Below are 15,968 nucleotides of genomic sequence, written 5' to 3' on the forward strand. Positions count from 1 at the left end.
GCTCAGCCTGCCATGGCTGCCACGATGCGGGGCAGGAGTACGGCGTTGGCGCTGTCGAGGGACACCCTCACCGGCTGCTGCCTGCCCCGCTCATGGATCCACACCAGGCCGTCCGCGACCTCGACATCCGTGAGCGAACCCCAATCGGCCTCCATGACCCCGCGCAGCGTGAGCCCTCCGCGGTGCACGCGCATCTCGCCGATGGTGAACGACCCGCCGCGCCGGATCAGGTCGAGGCGCTCCGCGAGCAGCCGGGGCTCGAGGACGCGCTGAGCGAACTCGACCAGGGCCAGCCACGCTTCGGGGGCTTCTGCCCTCTTACCGCCCTTGCTCCAGACCAGATTTCCCAGGCTCTTCGGTGAGTTCCCGTATCTGCCCACGCCGAACGTGTACGTATTGGTGTACGTGGAGGGGAAGAGGAAGCCCAGGTGTTTGGTCCGCGAGAGGGGATACCGGACCCACTCGATCTCCTCCCAGGCCAGCGAGTCACGGCCGTAGGTGATCCGCTGCTGGTCGGCGACCACGTGTGTCGTCCAGCCGACCAGACTGTCCACGAAGGGGCGCTCGGGAGCCTCGTGGCGCGGGGGCGCGGATCGCGGGGGCGCGGATCGCGGGGGCGCGGATCGCGGAGGCGCGGATCGCGGAGGCGCCGTGCGCGGGGATGCCGTGTGCGGGGATGCCGTGCGCTGGCCGTTCGCCCCGGCGTAGGTCCGCAGCCACGCCGGCACCCCGGCCCGCGGGTAGGCGGCGAGGTCGTTGCGGTAGTGCGTGGGAGCGAGCAACTGCCCGTCGGGGAGCCGCTGGTCACCGTAGTCGTACTGGGTGGAGACCTGGGCCCGGCCGCCGGGCCCATTGGTGACGGCGACCATCAGACGCAGCCACGGTCCGGCCGGCATGGCGGCCGCGAGGTGGCGCTGGCGGCGTACGAGGAGAGCTATCTGCTCCGGCACCCGTGCCTCTATGGGCTGTTCGTGCTGCCAGAAGCACAGATCCGCCGTCTCGGCGGAGACGGCGCAGGAGAATGCTGCCACCATGCGCTCCCACCGCTGTGGTCCGCACAGCGCCAGCTGACGGGCGATCTCGTCGGTCAGCGCGGTCACGCGGGCCGCCGTCACGTCCTCGGGCGGGGTGCCGACGACGGTGAAGTTGATCGCGCCCGGCTGCCCGGACCGGGCATCGAGGCGCTCGAACTCCGTCTTGAGGTCGTTCATGAACGCCTCCTCGGCGGGCGGACGCCGTACGAAAGCCTCCTCCGCGGTGAACAACGCGTAGGCCTGTTCCGGCGGGATCGCGGAGGTGACCTCCTTGATGCGCCCCGTGTCGCCGACCATGAACACCGCCCGGCCGACAGGCAGGTCGAGGAAGGCCATGGGATCGCTGTCGTCGACGTCGACGGGCGCGTATACGCTCCAGCCCGCGGCGAACCGATCCGCCACCAGGCCCTGGGCCGGGTAGTTCAGGCCGCCGGTGGCGATGTGCTCCTGGACCAGGGCGATGGCCCGCCGCTCGTCGATGCGTCCGACCGCACCCGGCCGCGGGGGCCTGCCCAGCGGATGGCTCGGGTCCGCTCCGTCCGGGCCCGGATAGTGGTGAGTAAGCTCGAACCACAGGCGCATCTCGTCAGCAGTCACCGCGTCGGTCCCAGGGCTCACGGCGTCCCACACGCCTCCGGCATCGCGGGCGTAGAGCCCGACGGACTCCCCCTGGGAGACGGTCACGTAGTCGCAGGCATGGAGATCTCCGTACGCTGCGACCACGGCGAGCGAGGGCGCGGCGGGGCGCCCCTCGCGCGCGATCTCCCTGCCGTCCACGCCCATCGCGGCCAGCACATGGCGGGACATCAGCACCACTCCCTCGCAGAGACGAGGCACAGTAGCCCAAGGCGACCATCATGATTGGCTGTGGATCTCCGACTGTCGGACTTTTGGTCCTTGTTTGAGCGTCCGACCGATTCAGTGCGGAGCACCCGCGCTCCATACGCCCCCTGTGTGATCTCGTCCGACCTCTCCGCTGTCTCCTTCGGTGTCGGGCCGGGAAGCTACGGTCGTTCCCGCCTTCCATCCGCCGACACCAAGGGGACATCATGCGACTCGCCCGTTCGCGACTTGCCGCAGCACTCGATGCGGCCGTCTCCCTCGAATCGGGGTACTGCTCCTGGCCGCTACCGCGAACGCCGCCCCGCACGCATGGGCCTGCAACAACGGCTCTTTCTGCGTCTACAGAGCAGACAACGGAACCGGCTCCGTCTGCGGCTGGAGCGGCGACGGACCCGACTGGAGGAACGGGACCAGCGTGTGCGGCTGGGCGGGCGGCACACGGGTGCAGTCCGCCTACAACAACGGGCTCTCCGGGACGCCGTGTCCGGTTACACCGCCACAAACACCGCCGGAGATCCATGGTGACGTCCGTGGCCGTGGCGGCGGCCGCCGGGATCGGGCCTCAGGGCCATGTGACCGCCCCGGCCGGTGCCGCGCTGACCGCCGCCGTCGTCGTGGACACGGGCGGCGTTGCCCCTGTCGCACCGGGCCGCCAGGCGGACCAGGCGATCTGGGGGTGGTCTTCGGTTCTGACACTCTGGCCCTGGCTGGGGGACCGTACGTGAACCGGGAGAACCGGATAGACACTTGTCGCTGTACCAGGCGTCCAAGGGAACGTCCGACGGAGCAGATGTTTGACGAAGCAAGTATTCTCACATATGATTGATTATGCAATCACATCTGGTGTCGTCAGTGTTACCGACGACACCGTTACGACCCAAGGACACCCATACGTCTCCGTACCACCCTGGCCGCCGTCACCGGCGCCCTGGCCCTGTCCGCTGTCGTCTCGCCCCTGGCTCACGCGGATGATCACGGCACCACCACGATCGACAGCGTCGTCGTCGACGGCGGGCGTCCCATCGTCATCGGCAACTCCGAGACGAGCATCCCCTTCAGCCTCACCGTCAGCGACCCAGCGGGGACGGACGGACTTACCGGCTACGTCGACCTGTGGCACGCCTCGCCCCGCCCCCTCCTGCCGAGCGGCTACCTGGGTGGCGACTGGCAGAACGTCGACTGCCACCCGGTGAGCGCCTCCACTGTCACCTGCGACGGCACCATCCCCGTCAATCCGCAGGAAGACCTGCCGCGCAACTACCTGGCTGACGACTGGAATGTCGCGGTCACCGCCGGCAGCACCAGCATCACGCAGCACAGCACGGTCGCGGTCAAGCGCCAGGCGCGGCTGCTGTCCGGGGTCGTCGCGACGACCGAGCCCGGCAAGTACAAGCTGAGGGGCAGCCTGCTCCGTACCGACTGGGAGTCAGGAGCGGAGCAGGACTACAGCGGCCGCACGGTGAAGCTGCAGTTCCGCAAGGAGGGCAGCACCACCTACTCCACGGTCGACACCTTCACCACCAACGACGCGGGCCGTGTGGTCGCGACCGTACAGCCTTCCGAGGACGGTTACTGGCGCTGGTCCTTCGGTGGCAACCAGACCACTGGCGCGGCGAAGTCGACCGAGTTGTACTTCGACGGCGTGTGACGTCCGCATGACCGTGGACCCCTGCACCTCAAGTGCAAGGGTCCAGCCCCAAGGCGGTAGGGCTCGTTCCGATACGCACGTCATTCGGACGGCGCCATGCGCGCGGCCGGGTGGGCGCGGGTGACCCGCCGCCAGAACCCAGAAGCGTGGGTTGTTCACGGCCGCGACCGGCCGGGGAACGGTCTGGGCAACCGATGCCGCCGTGCTCGCGACCCAGCTCGGCGAGCGCGCACCGCTCGCGCCGGCCGCAGGCCTGCCCCTCCTAGCCGGTCCTGCCGGTGTCGTCCTGCCCGCTCGACGCCGACTACCTGCCGCCCACACGCGGCGTCTGCGCCGTACACCTGACCGGGCACGGCGGCGATGTAGTGCTGGAGTCCTCCACGGCCGCCTGGACCGCCCTCGCCCAGGACGGGCAGAAGCGGAAAGCTCGGACGGCTGTGGCGGCGCTGGCTCGCAGGGTCAACACCGCTCCGGGCCCGCTGTTGCGTGCGGTGAAAGAGGCTGCCCAGCGAGGGCGGCCGCACGCACTCACACGAGCGGCCGAAGCGGTAGCGGCGGGGGAGACGTCCGGTGATGGGTTGGGGGTGTGGACGTGGTGTCCGATCGGCGCGGCCGCTCAGTGGCTCACTGGGACGACTGGAGCGCGCTGCGCCACAACGGCTCGGCCATGCGCGATAGCGCGCCGCTGTTCGCCGAGCACGGCACGCACCAGGTCAGCCCGTTTCTGGACAACGAAGTCGTCCGGGCCTGCCTGCACATCGGCGCCGGCTCACGACGCCGTCCCGGCCTCTACAAGCCGCCTCTCGCTCTGGCCTGCCCGGACCTGCCCCGCTTCCTCACGTCCCGCCAGTTCAAAGGGCACTTCACCCCGCTGCTGTATCAGGGCCTGGTGCGCGCAGGCAGGCCATGCACGAAGTGATCGACACGAGCGAACTGGTCCACTGCGGACTGTTCAACCCGGCTGCGGTGCACGCGGCGCCGGACGCGGCAACGGCAGGGATGGGCAGGCCGCCCCTGCCCGCGCTGGAGGCCTTCCTGGTCACGTCCTGGTAGCTGTCCCGCTCCTACTTCCGCATCCCGGCGCCCAAACCTGCTGGCAGCGCACGGTGATGCGGGTCCCGCCCGGCGGGCCCCGAAGCCGGAGAAACTGCGGGTGTTGCTGCTGGCGGCCGCTTCCGCCGGCGACCTGCGAGTCGGCCAGGAGCAGCGGAAGATCCGGCCGACTGTACAGAGTGCCACCCATCGCGACCTGATCGAACTGGATCTCCACCCGGCCGCGACGGCGGACGTTTTCCTGGACGCGCTGACCCGGTTCCGTCCCCATGTCGTGCACTTCTCCGGTCGCGGCACACAGGCCCTGATCGCTTTCGAGAAAGGCGAGGACGACTTCCACGAAGGTGCCATCGTCAGCGCTGGCGCCTTCGCCCGGGCCATCGCCGCTGTGGACGATGAGCCGTTGCTGGTTCTGCTCAACTCCTGCCACTCCGCAGCCCAGGCCGGGAAGCCGGTTGGCACCGTGCCGTTCGCCATGGGGATGTCCGACACCATCGGCGATGCCGATGCCATCACCTATGCGGCCCGGTTCTACGCTGCTGTCGCCGACAGTCAGTCTGTGCAGGCCACCCACCTCCTCAGCCGGGCAGCCTGGGGATGAACGGCCTGCTTGACCGCGACTTGCCGACGCTGGCCTGTGCAGCGGACGTCGACCCTAGCGCTACGAAGCCGGTGACGCCGCCTCCTGAATAGGTCAGATGGTCAGCTCTGCAAGCTCCGCATTGGCGCGCTCGGTGACCAGGGCGAGGACGCGGCCGGCCGCGGCCAGGTCCTCGGCGGGTATCCCGCCCCAGATGCGAGTGGAGATGGGAGCGACCTCCGCCCCGACGGCGGCAAGCAGCTTGCGCCCTGCGTCCGTGGGGCGAAGGTGCGATCCCTCCGCGACGAGCAACTTCTTGGCCAGCAATTCGTCGAGGGTGGCGCGGATGTCGGCTGGATCGGCCTTCAGGGAGCCCCGGACCTGGGTGGCGAGATCGTCCGGTGTCTGCGGGGCGTCGGCGGTGACGGCGGCGCGCAGGGCCATCTGCTGCTGGAACGTGACGCCGTGCCGGGCCAGGACGTGCTCCAGGACGCCGCGGGCGGCATAGTGGGCCAGGCCGAGGACACGGGCGTCGGCGGCGGGAGCCGTGGTGGTCATGGTGTTCTCCCCTGAGTACTCTCGTCGTTCGGTACGGATGGAGCGAGAGGTGCGTCGAGCAGGGCCGTCAGCTCGTTGGTGAACGTGCGCGTCCGCGGAGCGTCGAGGCCACCGAGAGGCTCCAGCAACTGCTGGAGCAGTTCTTGGACCATCGTGATGGCCTGCCGCGTGATGGCCGAGCCCTGCTCGGTGAGGGCGAGCTGTACAGCGCGCGGGTCACGGGGATCGCGGGTGCGCTCGATCAGACCGGCCGACTCCAGGGCGCGCGCCAGCTTCGAGACGTACAGCGCCTCCAGACCGGTGTGGTCGGCGAGTCGGCGCTGACTGGGCCGCTCGCCGGCGCGCTGCATGCCGTACAGCGACGCAACCAGTGAGTACTGCGCGTGGGTGAGACCCAGCGGGGCCACCGCGCGATCGACCGCGACACGCCACTTGTTGGCGAGCCGCCATACCAGGAAGCCAGGCGTGGGGCCCGGAGAACCCTTGCTCATGCCAAATAGAGTACATGACTACTATGTCCGTGGCTACTATTTTGAACGGAAGCACAAGAGCCTGCGGGCAACAGGGTGGCGATAGGAACAGGGCCCTTCGGAGCGCTGCGCACGCCTGGGCCGCCCCTCGCCAACTGAAGCTCAGTCACATACGGGGCGCGCGGGCTGTTCGGGGCACGGCTGCTACAGGTCGAACTCGAGGTGCTCGATGTCCGTGAACCGGACCTCCTCCAGGCTGCCGGCGCGGCGGCCGCCGTCCTGGAAGTAGACCTCCTTGAGCGCTTCGGCTGCGATGTCCTGGAGCTGCTGGTCGGTAACGCCGGCCTCCTGGGCGTCGAAGAGGCGGGCGGCGTAGACGGGCGGCAGGGCGACGGTCAGGTGCCGGATGCGGTCCTGGTCCGTCGACCCGATCGGGGCCGTGTAGCCCATGCGGGCGCGGGTGTCGATGACGATGCCGCCCGTGCTGGCCGCCTTCTCCTTGGCCTTGGCCCGGATCTGCGGCTGCCACCGCTTCTTCACCTCGTGCTCCAGGCGCGTGGCGAGTTCGGGCCGGGGCTTCTTGATCTGGTTCTTCACGTACCGTTCGACGGTGCGCTGGGAGACCCGCAGCATCTGGGCGACCGCCTTCGTGCCCTTGAGCTGCTTGACCAGGTACCGCATCTGCGCGGGCGCGCTCTTGGGCGCCGGGCGCGTGAACGCCTTCTGCACCGCGGCCTCCAGGCCGTCCCCGAACAGGCTCATCGTGGCCTACTCCTATTCTCCGTTGTCGACGTCGGTGACGGTGCCGTCCTTGATGTACCGGGCGAGGTTGAGCTCCGGGGCGTTGAAGCGCTCCCGGACCTCTTCGCCCCACAGGACGTCCTGCGTGCCTTCGTGCTTGACCAGGCCGGGGTTGATGCCGAGCTTGAAGCCGCCGGGCAGCGGCTTGCCTTCCCGGTAGGGCAGGAAGTCCAGCGGCGAGGGCCCGCCTGCGGCGTAGACGACGCAGTCGGACAGGATCGCGACGGGGTACTGCCCGGTGAAGGCGGCGTGCTTGACGATCTTGCGGTGCAGGTTCATCCGGGTGCGGGAGATGACCGCCGCCCGGATGTCCGGCCGCCACGTCGGCCGGGACAGCGCGCGCCACGGCTCGCCCGGCCTCCAGCCCTCGCCGCGGGGCCGCTCGCGGAGCTTGCCCAGGCCGCCCTTGACCGTCGCCTTGATCGCCGAGACGACGATCGCCAGCTCCGGGTCGCGGACCTTGTAGCCGTCCATCGCCGCAAGGAAGTCCGCCGGGGCGAGGTCGGCACCGACGCCGAGGTCGGCCATCGTGGCGAGGTAGGCGTCGCGCAGCCGCTGGTACCAGCCATCCAGGTACCGGCCGTTCTCGTACCGGACCCACGCCTCGACCGGCCGCACCTCGTAGCCGAGCTCCGCCGCGTACGCGACGGTGGGCGTCGCGTACCAGGCCGGGCCGGTCGGGCGCTCGCCCTTCGGCGTGAACGGGGAGGGCAGCAGCGAGCCGTCCAGCTCCACCCACTCCTTGCCGACCTTCACGCGGGACAGGTCGACGTGGGACAGGTCGACCAGCCATGAGCCGGGCAGCTTCGGGTCGAACACCGGGGCCTTGACGTGCGTCGCCTCGCTCAGGCCGACGTTCAGGCCGTTGGCGCCGGCGGCGAAGGCCATGTTGACGTCGATGCCGACCAGGTGACGCAGAGTGCACTCGGCATCGGTCATCGGCCGCGCCCAGTCGTACGCCTCCTCGAACAGCTTCTCCGCCGGGCCGCGCACGTGGAAGCGAGGCAGGTCCGTGAGGACCGGGTGGCCGTCGGGGACCTCGCACGGCGGCCAGTTCATCGGATCGATGGCGTCCTTGCCCAGCGAGCCGGGGTTGTGCTCGGAGTGCCGCTTGCCGTCGGCGTCCGGCTCGGAGGCACGGGTCGGCGGGTGCAGGGCGGTCATCAGCTCCAGGCCGGTCACGGCCGTGGAGCCGCGCGGCGTCATCACCCGGGAGGCGTACACGCCCAGGACGCGGGCGAGTTCCGCCGGCGGGAGCTGCCCGGCCTCGCCCCAGTGCCGGGTGTCGAGGGCATTCCAGGAGGGGATGCACAGCTGCACGCAGGCCCGCTCCGAACCGGTCGCGGGGCGGTAGATCCGCGCCCACGGGCCGAAGCCGCGCTTGGTCAGCTTCCACTCCGCCCGGGTGAGCTGCTTGATGACCTTGTGGCCCTCCGGGATCCGCCCGGCGTGCCTCTCGTCCTCCGTGAGCGTGACGGGCAGGCCGTAGCGCTCCAGCGCGGACTCGGTGAGGACGATGAGCGGGTCGGCGTCCTTGCCCGGGCCGGACAGCTTCGGCTGCCCGAGCCTGGCCTCGCGCAGCGTCCAGTCGACCAGGGCCGGGAGGGACTTGGCGGGCACGTCCAGGACCAGGCCGCCGGTGCAGTACGCCAGCACCGTGCCGTCGTCCTCGACATCGACGACCGCCAGCGGACCGTTCTCGAAGCGCGGGTCGGCGCCGCCCGCCGGGGTGCCGGCCGGGGCCGCCTTCTTCGCACCCGGGCGGCGCGACGTCGACGACGTCCTGGTGGTGCGGGCCGAACGGGTCGCGGCCGCCGGGGCAGCGGTGACAGGGGCAGGGGTCTGGGTGTTCTCGGTTGCAGTCATGGCCCGAGCCTCGGACGCCTCCCCTGTGGACAGAGTCCGCGCTTCCGCCGGGGCTGCCTTCTGCGTTCCAGTACGACGCGACCCGGTGGGGTAAAGGGATGCGACCACTTCGTCGATCAGGGAATCCGAAACCTCCGGCGTTTCGCCTGCCGAGTCGGGCGCGGGGGTGAGCGTGCCGGGTACCGGGGCCACCGGCTTCTCCGGCGTTGCGGGTGCGGGGTAGAGCTCCGCGAGCTGCCGCAGCAGCCGGGCGTAGGCCTCACGCTCCGGGCCGCGCGGCTCGGTCGGCTTCTTCGTCGACTCCCATGCGGACACTGTGGCCCGACGCACCTTCAGCGCGCCGGCGACTTCGTCCAGCGTCAGGCCGTGCGCGGTGCGCAGCCGCTTGCGCTCCTCCGCCGGCGGCAGCGGAGAGCGGGACGCGACCAGCGCGTCCACTGCGTCGAACAACTCGGACATGGAACACCTCCTGACCCAGACCCTACCTCGCGAAACGTAAGATTCACGCACATTTACCGTACGCATACCGTACGAAGTGGGTTCGGGGCGCGGCACACAGCTGAGGGGGTGGCCCGTACGGGACCGCCCCCTCAGCGCTCGTACCTCAACGGGCGCATGGTGGAGTCATCCGTGCGTGCAGCAGGGTGCTGCGGGGTGAGTTCGGTGCCCTGCTCGTGGAGTGGCTCCGAGATCGTCCAGGAGCGCGTTGATGACCGTCGCGGCCTCGCTGGGGCGGTCGCCGTATCCGTTGCCCCACCACAGGGACAGCGGGGCGTAGAACCGCCAGACCGGCTTGCCGCCGTTGTTCGGGGGTGCGCATGACGGGCATGTCGTGAGCGGGTCGATGGCCTCCGCCTTCTTGCCCTGGGCGAGGACGACGCGGGCGGCGGTCGGGTCGCACATGGTGAGCCGGCGGGTCCAGCACCTGCTGCTGGACCAGGCCGAGACGCAGGCCCTCGAGGACGCCCGGCTCCGCGCCGCCCACCCCGACGGCGAGGAACCGCCCGCCGACCCGGCGCCCGCGCTCAGCGAGGAACTGCTGCTCGCCTGCCTTCCGGCCCTGTGCCTGCCTGAGCCGGCCGACCTGTCCTCGCCGCCGACCAGCTGCACGCGGCCGCCGGCGCGCTCGTCACCCGCGGCCAGCTGCTCACCTGGTCCGACAAGCAGGAGGGTGACTACGAGTTCGACGGCCGCGTCCTGCGTCTCGCCGAGGACGTGGCCCTCCTCAGCGCCAACCCCGGCCACCTCGCCGGGGCCTGCGCCCAGCTCGCCCGGCTGGATCCGCCGGCCGTCGTCTCCCCCAAGCCGAGCCGGACCCTGGTCCGCGTTCTCGACAACGTCGACCCGGAGCACCACCGCCCGGCGCGGCTCCTGGAACGCCACTCCGAGCACCGCCGGATCCAGGCCCTGGCCGTCCTCACCGCCGTCGCGGACATCCTGCACGGGCTGCACCCCGCCGAACTCGCCTGGATCGCCGAGAAGGCCGGCGGCCCCCACTGGTTCCTGGCCGCGGCGGCCGCTGTCCCGGTGCCCGAAGACGAGGACGACGGTGCGGTGCGGCTGGTGGGCGACGAGGAAGTCGGCAAGCACCCCGACCCCGCCGCCGTCCTGCAGTCCTGGCTCGACTCCCCCGCCGACGAGGTCCTCGCCCGCCACGAGCCCGAAATCGCCCTGACGATCCTGCTGGAGCACTGCGGGCGCAGCACCAAGCGGTGGGAGGCCCTCGCCGCGGCCATGACCTTCGACTACGACGACGAGAAAATCACCTTCGGCCGGCTCCTCGACTCCCTGAACCCGACGCCCGCACGGGCGCATCCCTCCTGAGGGGACGTCCCGCAGGCCGCTGCGCGCGCGGTCCGCGTGTAGGTCGGATCATGTCTCCGCCCCTGGACGGGGTGCGGGTGGAACGAGTGTGGTCGGCGGGCGGCGTGGTCCGAATCGCCGCCCGGGCACGAGAGTTGAGGGTGGAGTGTCCGGACTGCGGGCGCGAGACCGCTCGGGTGCACAGCCGGTACGTTCGCACGCTGGGTGACGTCGCTGCCGGTGGACGCCCGGTGCTGATCACCCTTGGGGTACGGCGCCTGTTCTGTGACTCCGAGCTGTGACCGGCGGACCTTCGCCGAGCAGGTGCACGGACTGACGGTGCGCTACCAGCGTCGCAACCCGCTGCTGCGGCATCTGGTGGAGATGGCCGGGGTACTGCTCGCCGGCCGCGGCGGTGCCCGGCGGAACGAGGGATCAGGACTCTCCACCCCCGCGATCGTGAGTACGCCGACAGGCACTCCAGGCCGCCTCTCAGGAAACCAGGTCACGCATCACCCGTCCGTGTAGCAGTCCCACGCCATCACACGGGCGCCCGCCCTGGGCACATGGTTCTGCCAACCGGCCTGAGCAGCGCATTAACGGTCGTCTCAGGTTCGCTCAGTAGGAAGTGCGCATCCAGATAAGCGATGCAACTCGCGTGTAGGAGGCCAGTGATGGCAGTCAAGGCAGCGCCGTCCGGGAAAGCTCCGGCAGGTCGGTTGGCAGGCCGGTGGGTGCCGTGGTTGGTGATTGGCTTGTGGTTGGTGCTGGCTGCGGGCATGGTGCCGCTGAGCGGGAAGTTGAGTTCGGTCACCACCGACAGCGCCGTGGACACCCTGCCGGCCGGTGCCGAGTCCACCAAGGTGGCGGCGCTGGACGACGGTCTCCCCGGCGGTGAGGACAGCACCTTCGTCTTCGTGTACCACCGGGCCGAGGGCATCACCTCCGCCGACCAGGCGGCGGTCCAGGGTCACTACGACGCCCTTGCCAAGCGGTACCCGCCGAAGACGACGGAGGCGGGCGACGAGGATGACGAGGGCTCACCGACGAGCCTTTCCACCGACGGCAAGGCGATGACGTTCACCCTCGATGTGAGCACGGGCTACGGTCCACCGGAGGAGATCGTCGGCCCGTTGCGTGACGCCGCGAAGGACCGCCCCTCCGGGCTGCAACTCGAGGTGACGGGACCGGGCGCGCTCGACGGTGACATGGATGCCGTCTTCGACGGCATCGACGAGCAGGTCCTCCTCACCACCATCGCCGTGGTTACGCTCCTACTGATCCTTACCTATCGCAGCCCGGTGTTGTGGATCATCCCGCTGATGGCCGTCGGTGCGGCCGCACTGACCTCGATGGGGACCGTCTACCTGCTCGTCAAGGGCTTCGGCATCGTGGTCAACGACCAGAACTCGGCGCTGCTGACGATTTTGGTGTTCGGCGTCGGAACGGACTACGCGCTGTTGCTCATCGCCCGATACCGGGAGGCCCTGCACCACCATGAGAACGTCCGGATCGCGATGGTCCACGCGCTGCGCGGCGCGGCGCCGGCCATCGTCGCGTCCGCGGCCACCGTGGTCTCGGGCCTGCTGTGTCTGCTCGTCGCGGACCTGAACAGCACCAGTGGTTTGGGGCCGATCGGTGCGGCCGGCATCCTGTGCGCGCTGGTGGCCATGCTGACGCTGTTCCCGGCGGTGCTCGTGGTGCTCGGCAGGCGGATCTTCTGGCCGGCCATCCCGCGGTTCAGCACGGCCGTGGGGGAGAAGCTGGGGCTGTGGGGACGGCTCGGCACCGCCATCAACCGCCGCCGGTGGGTGGCGACGCTCGGCTCGTTCGGAGTCCTCGGCGTGCTCGCCCTGGGGCTGGCGGGCAACACCGGCGCCTTGCGGGAGCAGGACCAGTTCCTGTCCGCGCCGGAGTCGGTCACCGGCTTCACCGTTCTGCGCGAGCACTTCCCGGAACTCGGCGGCCAGCCGCTGACGGTCTTCACGCGTCCGGCGCAGCAGGAGAAGGTGCTCGACGTCGTCGAGGACACCCGGGGCGTGGCCATGGCCGTCCCGGAGGAGACCGTCGGTGGCTGGGCCAACATCTCCGTGTTCCCGAAGGACGCGCCGGACACCGCCGCGGAGTACGACACGATCAAGCGGGTGCGCACCGCCGTGCACGCGGTGAGCGGGGCGGAGGCGATCGTCGGCGGGCCGAGCGCGGAGAACCTCGACACCGAGGTGACCACTAGGCGTGACGAGAAGCTGGTGATCCCCCTGGTGCTCGTCGTCGTCCTGATCATCCTCGGGCTGCTGCTGCGCGCGGTCCTGGCCCCGCTGGTCCTGATGGCCACCGTGGTCGTCTCATTCGCCGCGGCCTTCGGCGGCAGCGTGTTCGTCTTCGACACGATCCTCGGGTTCGAGGGTGTCGACTATTCGGTGCCGCTGCTGGCGTTCCTGTTCCTGGTGGCGCTCGGCGTCGACTACAACATCTTCCTGGCCAGCCGGGCCCGGGAGGAGACCCTGCGCCTCGGTACCAGTGAGGGCATGCTCAAGGCCCTCTCGGCCACCGGTGGCGTCATCACCTCGGCAGGCCTGGTCCTGGCGGCCACGTTCGGGGTCCTCGTCACACTTCCGCTGGTGATGCTGGTCGAGGTCGGTTTCCTGGTGGCCTTCGGTGTGTTGCTCGACGCCCTGCTGGTGCGGTCGGTCCTGGTGCCCGCCCTTACCTTTCTGATCGGCCAGCGCATGTGGTGGCCGAGCCGGTTGTCCCGTCCAGCGGCGGAGCTGCCGGACGGTCGACAGCCGCTCGCCGGCGTGGAGGAGTCCGCGCTGCAACGGTGAGCGAGGCGGCACGGACGTGATCCGGGACGGGGCTCCAGACCCCGTCCCGGATCCTTTTCGTGGGCCCGACGGTCGCCGCCCTCCGGTCCTGCGCCACGCGCCGGGGCTGGGGCCGGCGCATCGCGGCGTCCTGCCCCGGTGGTGAGCCGCGGGGGGGGCCATGGCCGAGGGCCACCGTCCTTCTCCCGCGCCGCCGGGGCGGGTCAGGACGCCACCGTGTCCTCCCCTGTGGTGGGCCGCGCGACAGGGGCGGGCGGGGCCGCGGCCGGAAGGCCGACCCGAAGCAGCGCGCCACCGCGTGCGGAGCGGGCGACGGTGGCCCGGCCGCCGTGGGCGTCGACGACCCGCTGCACGATCGACAGCCCCAGACCGGATCCCGGCAACCCCCGGGCGCTGTCGGCACGGTAGAACCGCTCGAACAGCCGCGGTACGTCTGCGGCGTCGATGCCCGGCCCGGCGTCGTCGACCTCGAGCACCACCGACTCCTCCTCGACACGAAGCCGGACCTGGACCGGCTGGTCAGCAGGGGACCACTTGCCGGCGTTGTCGATGAGATTGAGCACCGCTCGCTCGAGCGCAGCGGGGCGCCCGTTCACCCACGCAGAGGTCACGTCGAGCGCCACCTCGATGTCGGGCATGCGGGATTCCGCCCGGGTCGCGGCGGCCACCACCACGTCGGCAAGGTCGAGCACCTCGGTGCTCTCGTCGCTGACGTCGCCGCGCGCCAGGTCGGTCAGCTCGGCAACCAGGGTGCTCAACTCGGCCACCTGGGCGCCGAGATCGTTGAGCAGCCGGGTGCGGCTCTCCGCCGGCAGTGCGCTGTCCAGGGTGCCGCGCCGATCGAGCCGGATCAGCAACTCGACGTTGAGGCGCAGGCTGGTGAGCGGGGTCTTGAGCTCGTGGGCGGCGTCCTCGGCGAGCAGCCGCTGGGCCTGCCGGGAGTCCCGCAGCGCGGCGAGCATGTCGTTGATCGACTGGATCAGCCGCCGGATCTCCCCACCGCCCTCGTCCGGGATGTCGGCGTCGAGCTCCCGGGTGTGCGCGACACGTACCGCGGCGGAGGTCAGCCGGTCGATCGGTGCCAGCCCAGTCCGCGCCACGGTCCGCCCGACAACGGCGCCACCGGCTACGCAGAGCAGACCGATCAGCAGCATGCCGAACCCGAACTGGTTGATCGGGCCGTCGTCGACGGCGCGGGCCACCTGGACCGCGCCGTCACCCGCCCGCAGTGTGTAGATGGCGTAGCCTTCTTCGTCGCTGCCGTTGGACTCCAACAGGTCGGCCGACGCGCCCCGCGCCACGCGCCCGGCGTCATCGCTGACCGGAGGAAGCGCGGGCTGCCCGGCCGGCGTCCGGATCGAGCCGTCGGGCAGGACGACCCGCACCAGCCGACCGGATCCGGGATGCGGCGGCAGCTCGACCTGCGCCAGACCGGCGCGCTCCGCGTTCGTCGCCAGGACGCGGGCATCGGCGCGCAGCTGTTCCTCGACGGTGTCCCGCAGCTGCCAGGCCAACAGCTCGCTGGCCACCTGGAAGGCCACGAACACACTGACCGCGATGGCCGTCGCCGCGATCACCGTCAGCCTCGCCCGCAGGGACCGCCGACGCCACCATCGAATCAGCCGGCGCGGCCCCCGGCCGGCGGTCCTGTTCACGGAGGGGTCTCCCGCAACGTGTATCCCAGGCCACGCAGCGTGTAGATCAATCGCGGCTCACCCTCCGCCTCCATCTTGCGGCGCAGGTAGCTCACGTATACCTGGAGATTGTTGGCGGTGGAGCTCATACCGAAGCCCCAGATCGCCTCGAACAGTGCGTCGCGGGTCAAGACCCGGGTCGCGTTGCACAAGAGGACCTCCAGGAGGGAGAACTCGGTCCGGGTCAGGTGCAGTGGCCGCCCGCCCCGCCACGCCTCGAACCTGTCGGGGTCGAGCCGGACGTCGGCGAACGACAGGATGTGCGACTCCTCGTCGGCCGGCGTGCGCCGGCGCAGCAGGGCCCGCACCCGGGCCAGCAACTCCTCGGTGGCGAACGGCTTGGGCAGGTAGTCGTCGGCGCCCGCGTCCAGCCCCGTGACCCGGTCGGAGACTTGGTCACGGGCGGTCAGCATCAGGACCGGCAGATCACGGCCCGCGGCCCGCAGTCGCCGACAGGTCTCCAACCCGCCGAGGCGGGGCATCATCACGTCGAGGAGCAGCAGATCCAACGTGTCACCGCCGGCCCCACCGACCTCGTCGAGCACGGCGAAACCGTTGGCGACGGTGCTGGTGTCGTAACCCTCGACCTGGAGCACCCGCTCCAGCGACTCACGGATGGCCGCGTCATCATCCGCGATCATGATTCGCACGCCGGCCCGCCCCCTCCAGTCGATGTTTTTGCCGCTGATGGTCCCTGATCAACCTGAGACCAGGATTAGAGCGTCGCTGGGGAGGGACCGCTCGTACGGATACCTTAAGACCGTGTCCTACGTGGTGAGGCGTCGTTGAACTC

At 70.4% G+C, this 15,968-nt stretch carries 17 protein-coding genes; 9 read left to right on the forward strand and 8 right to left on the reverse strand.

Annotated elements, in window-relative coordinates; translation table 11 throughout:
- Positions 1–2 precede the first annotated feature (2 nt).
- A complete protein-coding gene (locus tag ACGH52_RS38080; RefSeq protein ID WP_399946247.1) occupies positions 3–1,841 on the reverse strand; it encodes a hypothetical protein in 1,839 nt (612 codons plus the stop codon).
- A gap of 181 nt (positions 1,842–2,022) precedes the next feature.
- On the opposite strand from ACGH52_RS38080, the gene ACGH52_RS38085 reads away from it, so the two are divergent.
- The 5 genes from ACGH52_RS38085 to ACGH52_RS38105 all read left to right on the forward strand — a co-directional run bounded on the left by ACGH52_RS38085 (position 2,023) and on the right by ACGH52_RS38105 (position 5,179).
- Entirely contained in the window at positions 2,023–2,703 is a 681-nt protein-coding gene (locus ACGH52_RS38085) for a peptidase inhibitor family I36 protein (RefSeq protein WP_399946250.1), read from the forward strand.
- 363 nt (positions 2,704–3,066) lie between these two features.
- A complete protein-coding gene (locus ACGH52_RS38090) occupies positions 3,067–3,525 on the forward strand; it encodes a hypothetical protein (protein WP_399946253.1) in 459 nt (152 codons plus the stop codon).
- 586 nt (positions 3,526–4,111) lie between these two features.
- The gene (locus tag ACGH52_RS38095) at positions 4,112–4,444 is read left to right on the forward strand and encodes a hypothetical protein (protein WP_399946256.1); all 333 of its coding nucleotides are present in this window, start codon (positions 4,112–4,114) and stop codon (positions 4,442–4,444) included.
- Entirely contained in the window at positions 4,441–4,578 is a 138-nt protein-coding gene (locus tag ACGH52_RS38100; RefSeq protein WP_399946259.1) for a hypothetical protein, read from the forward strand. The genes ACGH52_RS38095 and ACGH52_RS38100 overlap by 4 nt, the downstream gene beginning before the upstream one ends.
- 100 nt (positions 4,579–4,678) lie before the next feature.
- Positions 4,679–5,179, forward strand: a complete 501-nt coding sequence (locus ACGH52_RS38105) for a hypothetical protein (RefSeq protein ID WP_399946262.1) — start codon at positions 4,679–4,681, stop codon at positions 5,177–5,179.
- 93 nt (positions 5,180–5,272) lie between these two features.
- Here ACGH52_RS38105 and ACGH52_RS38110 read toward each other — a convergent pair whose 3' ends face one another.
- The 5 genes from ACGH52_RS38110 to ACGH52_RS38130 form a co-directional block, all read right to left on the reverse strand.
- Complete coding sequence (locus ACGH52_RS38110; RefSeq protein ID WP_121704319.1) at positions 5,273–5,716, reverse strand: MarR family transcriptional regulator; 444 nt, start codon at positions 5,714–5,716, stop codon at positions 5,273–5,275.
- Positions 5,713–6,207, reverse strand: a complete 495-nt coding sequence (locus ACGH52_RS38115) for a MarR family winged helix-turn-helix transcriptional regulator (protein ID WP_210975734.1) — start codon at positions 6,205–6,207, stop codon at positions 5,713–5,715. Before ACGH52_RS38115 ends, ACGH52_RS38110 begins: the two co-directional genes overlap by 4 nt.
- A gap of 183 nt (positions 6,208–6,390) precedes the next feature.
- The gene (tpg, locus tag ACGH52_RS38120; RefSeq protein ID WP_121704317.1) at positions 6,391–6,948 is read right to left on the reverse strand and encodes a telomere-protecting terminal protein Tpg; all 558 of its coding nucleotides are present in this window, start codon (positions 6,946–6,948) and stop codon (positions 6,391–6,393) included.
- Positions 6,949–6,960: 12 nt separating this feature from the next.
- Positions 6,961–9,312: a telomere-associated protein Tap gene (tap, locus tag ACGH52_RS38125; RefSeq protein WP_399946266.1), complete on the reverse strand. Its 2,352-nt coding sequence runs from the start codon at positions 9,310–9,312 to the stop codon at positions 6,961–6,963.
- Between the two features lie 165 nt (positions 9,313–9,477).
- The gene (locus tag ACGH52_RS38130) at positions 9,478–10,098 is read right to left on the reverse strand and encodes a hypothetical protein (protein WP_399946269.1); all 621 of its coding nucleotides are present in this window, start codon (positions 10,096–10,098) and stop codon (positions 9,478–9,480) included.
- Here ACGH52_RS38130 and ACGH52_RS38135 point away from each other — a divergent pair.
- The 4 genes from ACGH52_RS38135 (at position 10,069) to ACGH52_RS38150 (ending at position 13,481) form a co-directional block, all read left to right on the forward strand.
- The gene (locus ACGH52_RS38135; protein ID WP_399946272.1) at positions 10,069–10,677 is read left to right on the forward strand and encodes a hypothetical protein; all 609 of its coding nucleotides are present in this window, start codon (positions 10,069–10,071) and stop codon (positions 10,675–10,677) included. The two genes, ACGH52_RS38130 and ACGH52_RS38135, sit on opposite strands and share 30 nt — an antisense overlap.
- A gap of 50 nt (positions 10,678–10,727) precedes the next feature.
- Positions 10,728–10,958 carry a transposase family protein gene (locus ACGH52_RS38140; RefSeq protein ID WP_399946275.1) on the forward strand — a complete coding sequence of 77 codons (231 nt, stop codon included), beginning with the start codon at positions 10,728–10,730 and terminating at the stop codon, positions 10,956–10,958.
- Positions 10,942–11,184, forward strand: a complete 243-nt coding sequence (locus ACGH52_RS38145) for a hypothetical protein (protein WP_202977704.1) — start codon at positions 10,942–10,944, stop codon at positions 11,182–11,184. The genes ACGH52_RS38140 and ACGH52_RS38145 overlap by 17 nt, the downstream gene beginning before the upstream one ends.
- Before the next feature lie 146 nt (positions 11,185–11,330).
- A complete protein-coding gene (locus ACGH52_RS38150; RefSeq protein ID WP_399946278.1) occupies positions 11,331–13,481 on the forward strand; it encodes an MMPL family transporter in 2,151 nt (716 codons plus the stop codon).
- Positions 13,482–13,684: 203 nt separating this feature from the next.
- On the opposite strand, the gene ACGH52_RS38155 is transcribed toward ACGH52_RS38150, so the two are convergent.
- Positions 13,685–15,136: an ATP-binding protein gene (locus ACGH52_RS38155; protein ID WP_399946282.1), complete on the reverse strand. Its 1,452-nt coding sequence runs from the start codon at positions 15,134–15,136 to the stop codon at positions 13,685–13,687.
- Positions 15,133–15,825, reverse strand: a complete 693-nt coding sequence (locus ACGH52_RS38160) for a response regulator transcription factor (protein WP_121704313.1) — start codon at positions 15,823–15,825, stop codon at positions 15,133–15,135. The genes ACGH52_RS38155 and ACGH52_RS38160 overlap by 4 nt, the downstream gene beginning before the upstream one ends.
- Between the last annotated feature and the right edge of the window lie 143 nt (positions 15,826–15,968).

Origin of the sequence: Streptomyces sp. BBFR25, from assembly GCF_044590125.1 — a bacterium.
In the GTDB taxonomy this organism is placed as follows: domain Bacteria; phylum Actinomycetota; class Actinomycetes; order Streptomycetales; family Streptomycetaceae; genus Streptomyces; species Streptomyces canus_D.

What these genes read in the sequence shown, in the direction of transcription:
- ACGH52_RS38080 (WP_399946247.1), bottom strand. Translation starts at nt 1,841, where the DNA reads ATGTCCCGCCATGTGCTGGCCGCGATGGGCGTGGACGGCAGGGAGATC.
- ACGH52_RS38110 (WP_121704319.1), bottom strand. Translation starts at nt 5,716, where the DNA reads ATGACCACCACGGCTCCCGCCGCCGACGCCCGTGTCCTCGGCCTGGCC.
- ACGH52_RS38115 (WP_210975734.1), bottom strand. Translation starts at nt 6,207, where the DNA reads ATGAGCAAGGGTTCTCCGGGCCCCACGCCTGGCTTCCTGGTATGGCGG.
- tpg (WP_121704317.1), bottom strand. Translation starts at nt 6,948, where the DNA reads ATGAGCCTGTTCGGGGACGGCCTGGAGGCCGCGGTGCAGAAGGCGTTC.
- tap (WP_399946266.1), bottom strand. Translation starts at nt 9,312, where the DNA reads ATGTCCGAGTTGTTCGACGCAGTGGACGCGCTGGTCGCGTCCCGCTCT.
- ACGH52_RS38140 (WP_399946275.1), top strand. Translation starts at nt 10,728, where the DNA reads ATGTCTCCGCCCCTGGACGGGGTGCGGGTGGAACGAGTGTGGTCGGCG.
- ACGH52_RS38150 (WP_399946278.1), top strand. Translation starts at nt 11,331, where the DNA reads ATGGCAGTCAAGGCAGCGCCGTCCGGGAAAGCTCCGGCAGGTCGGTTG.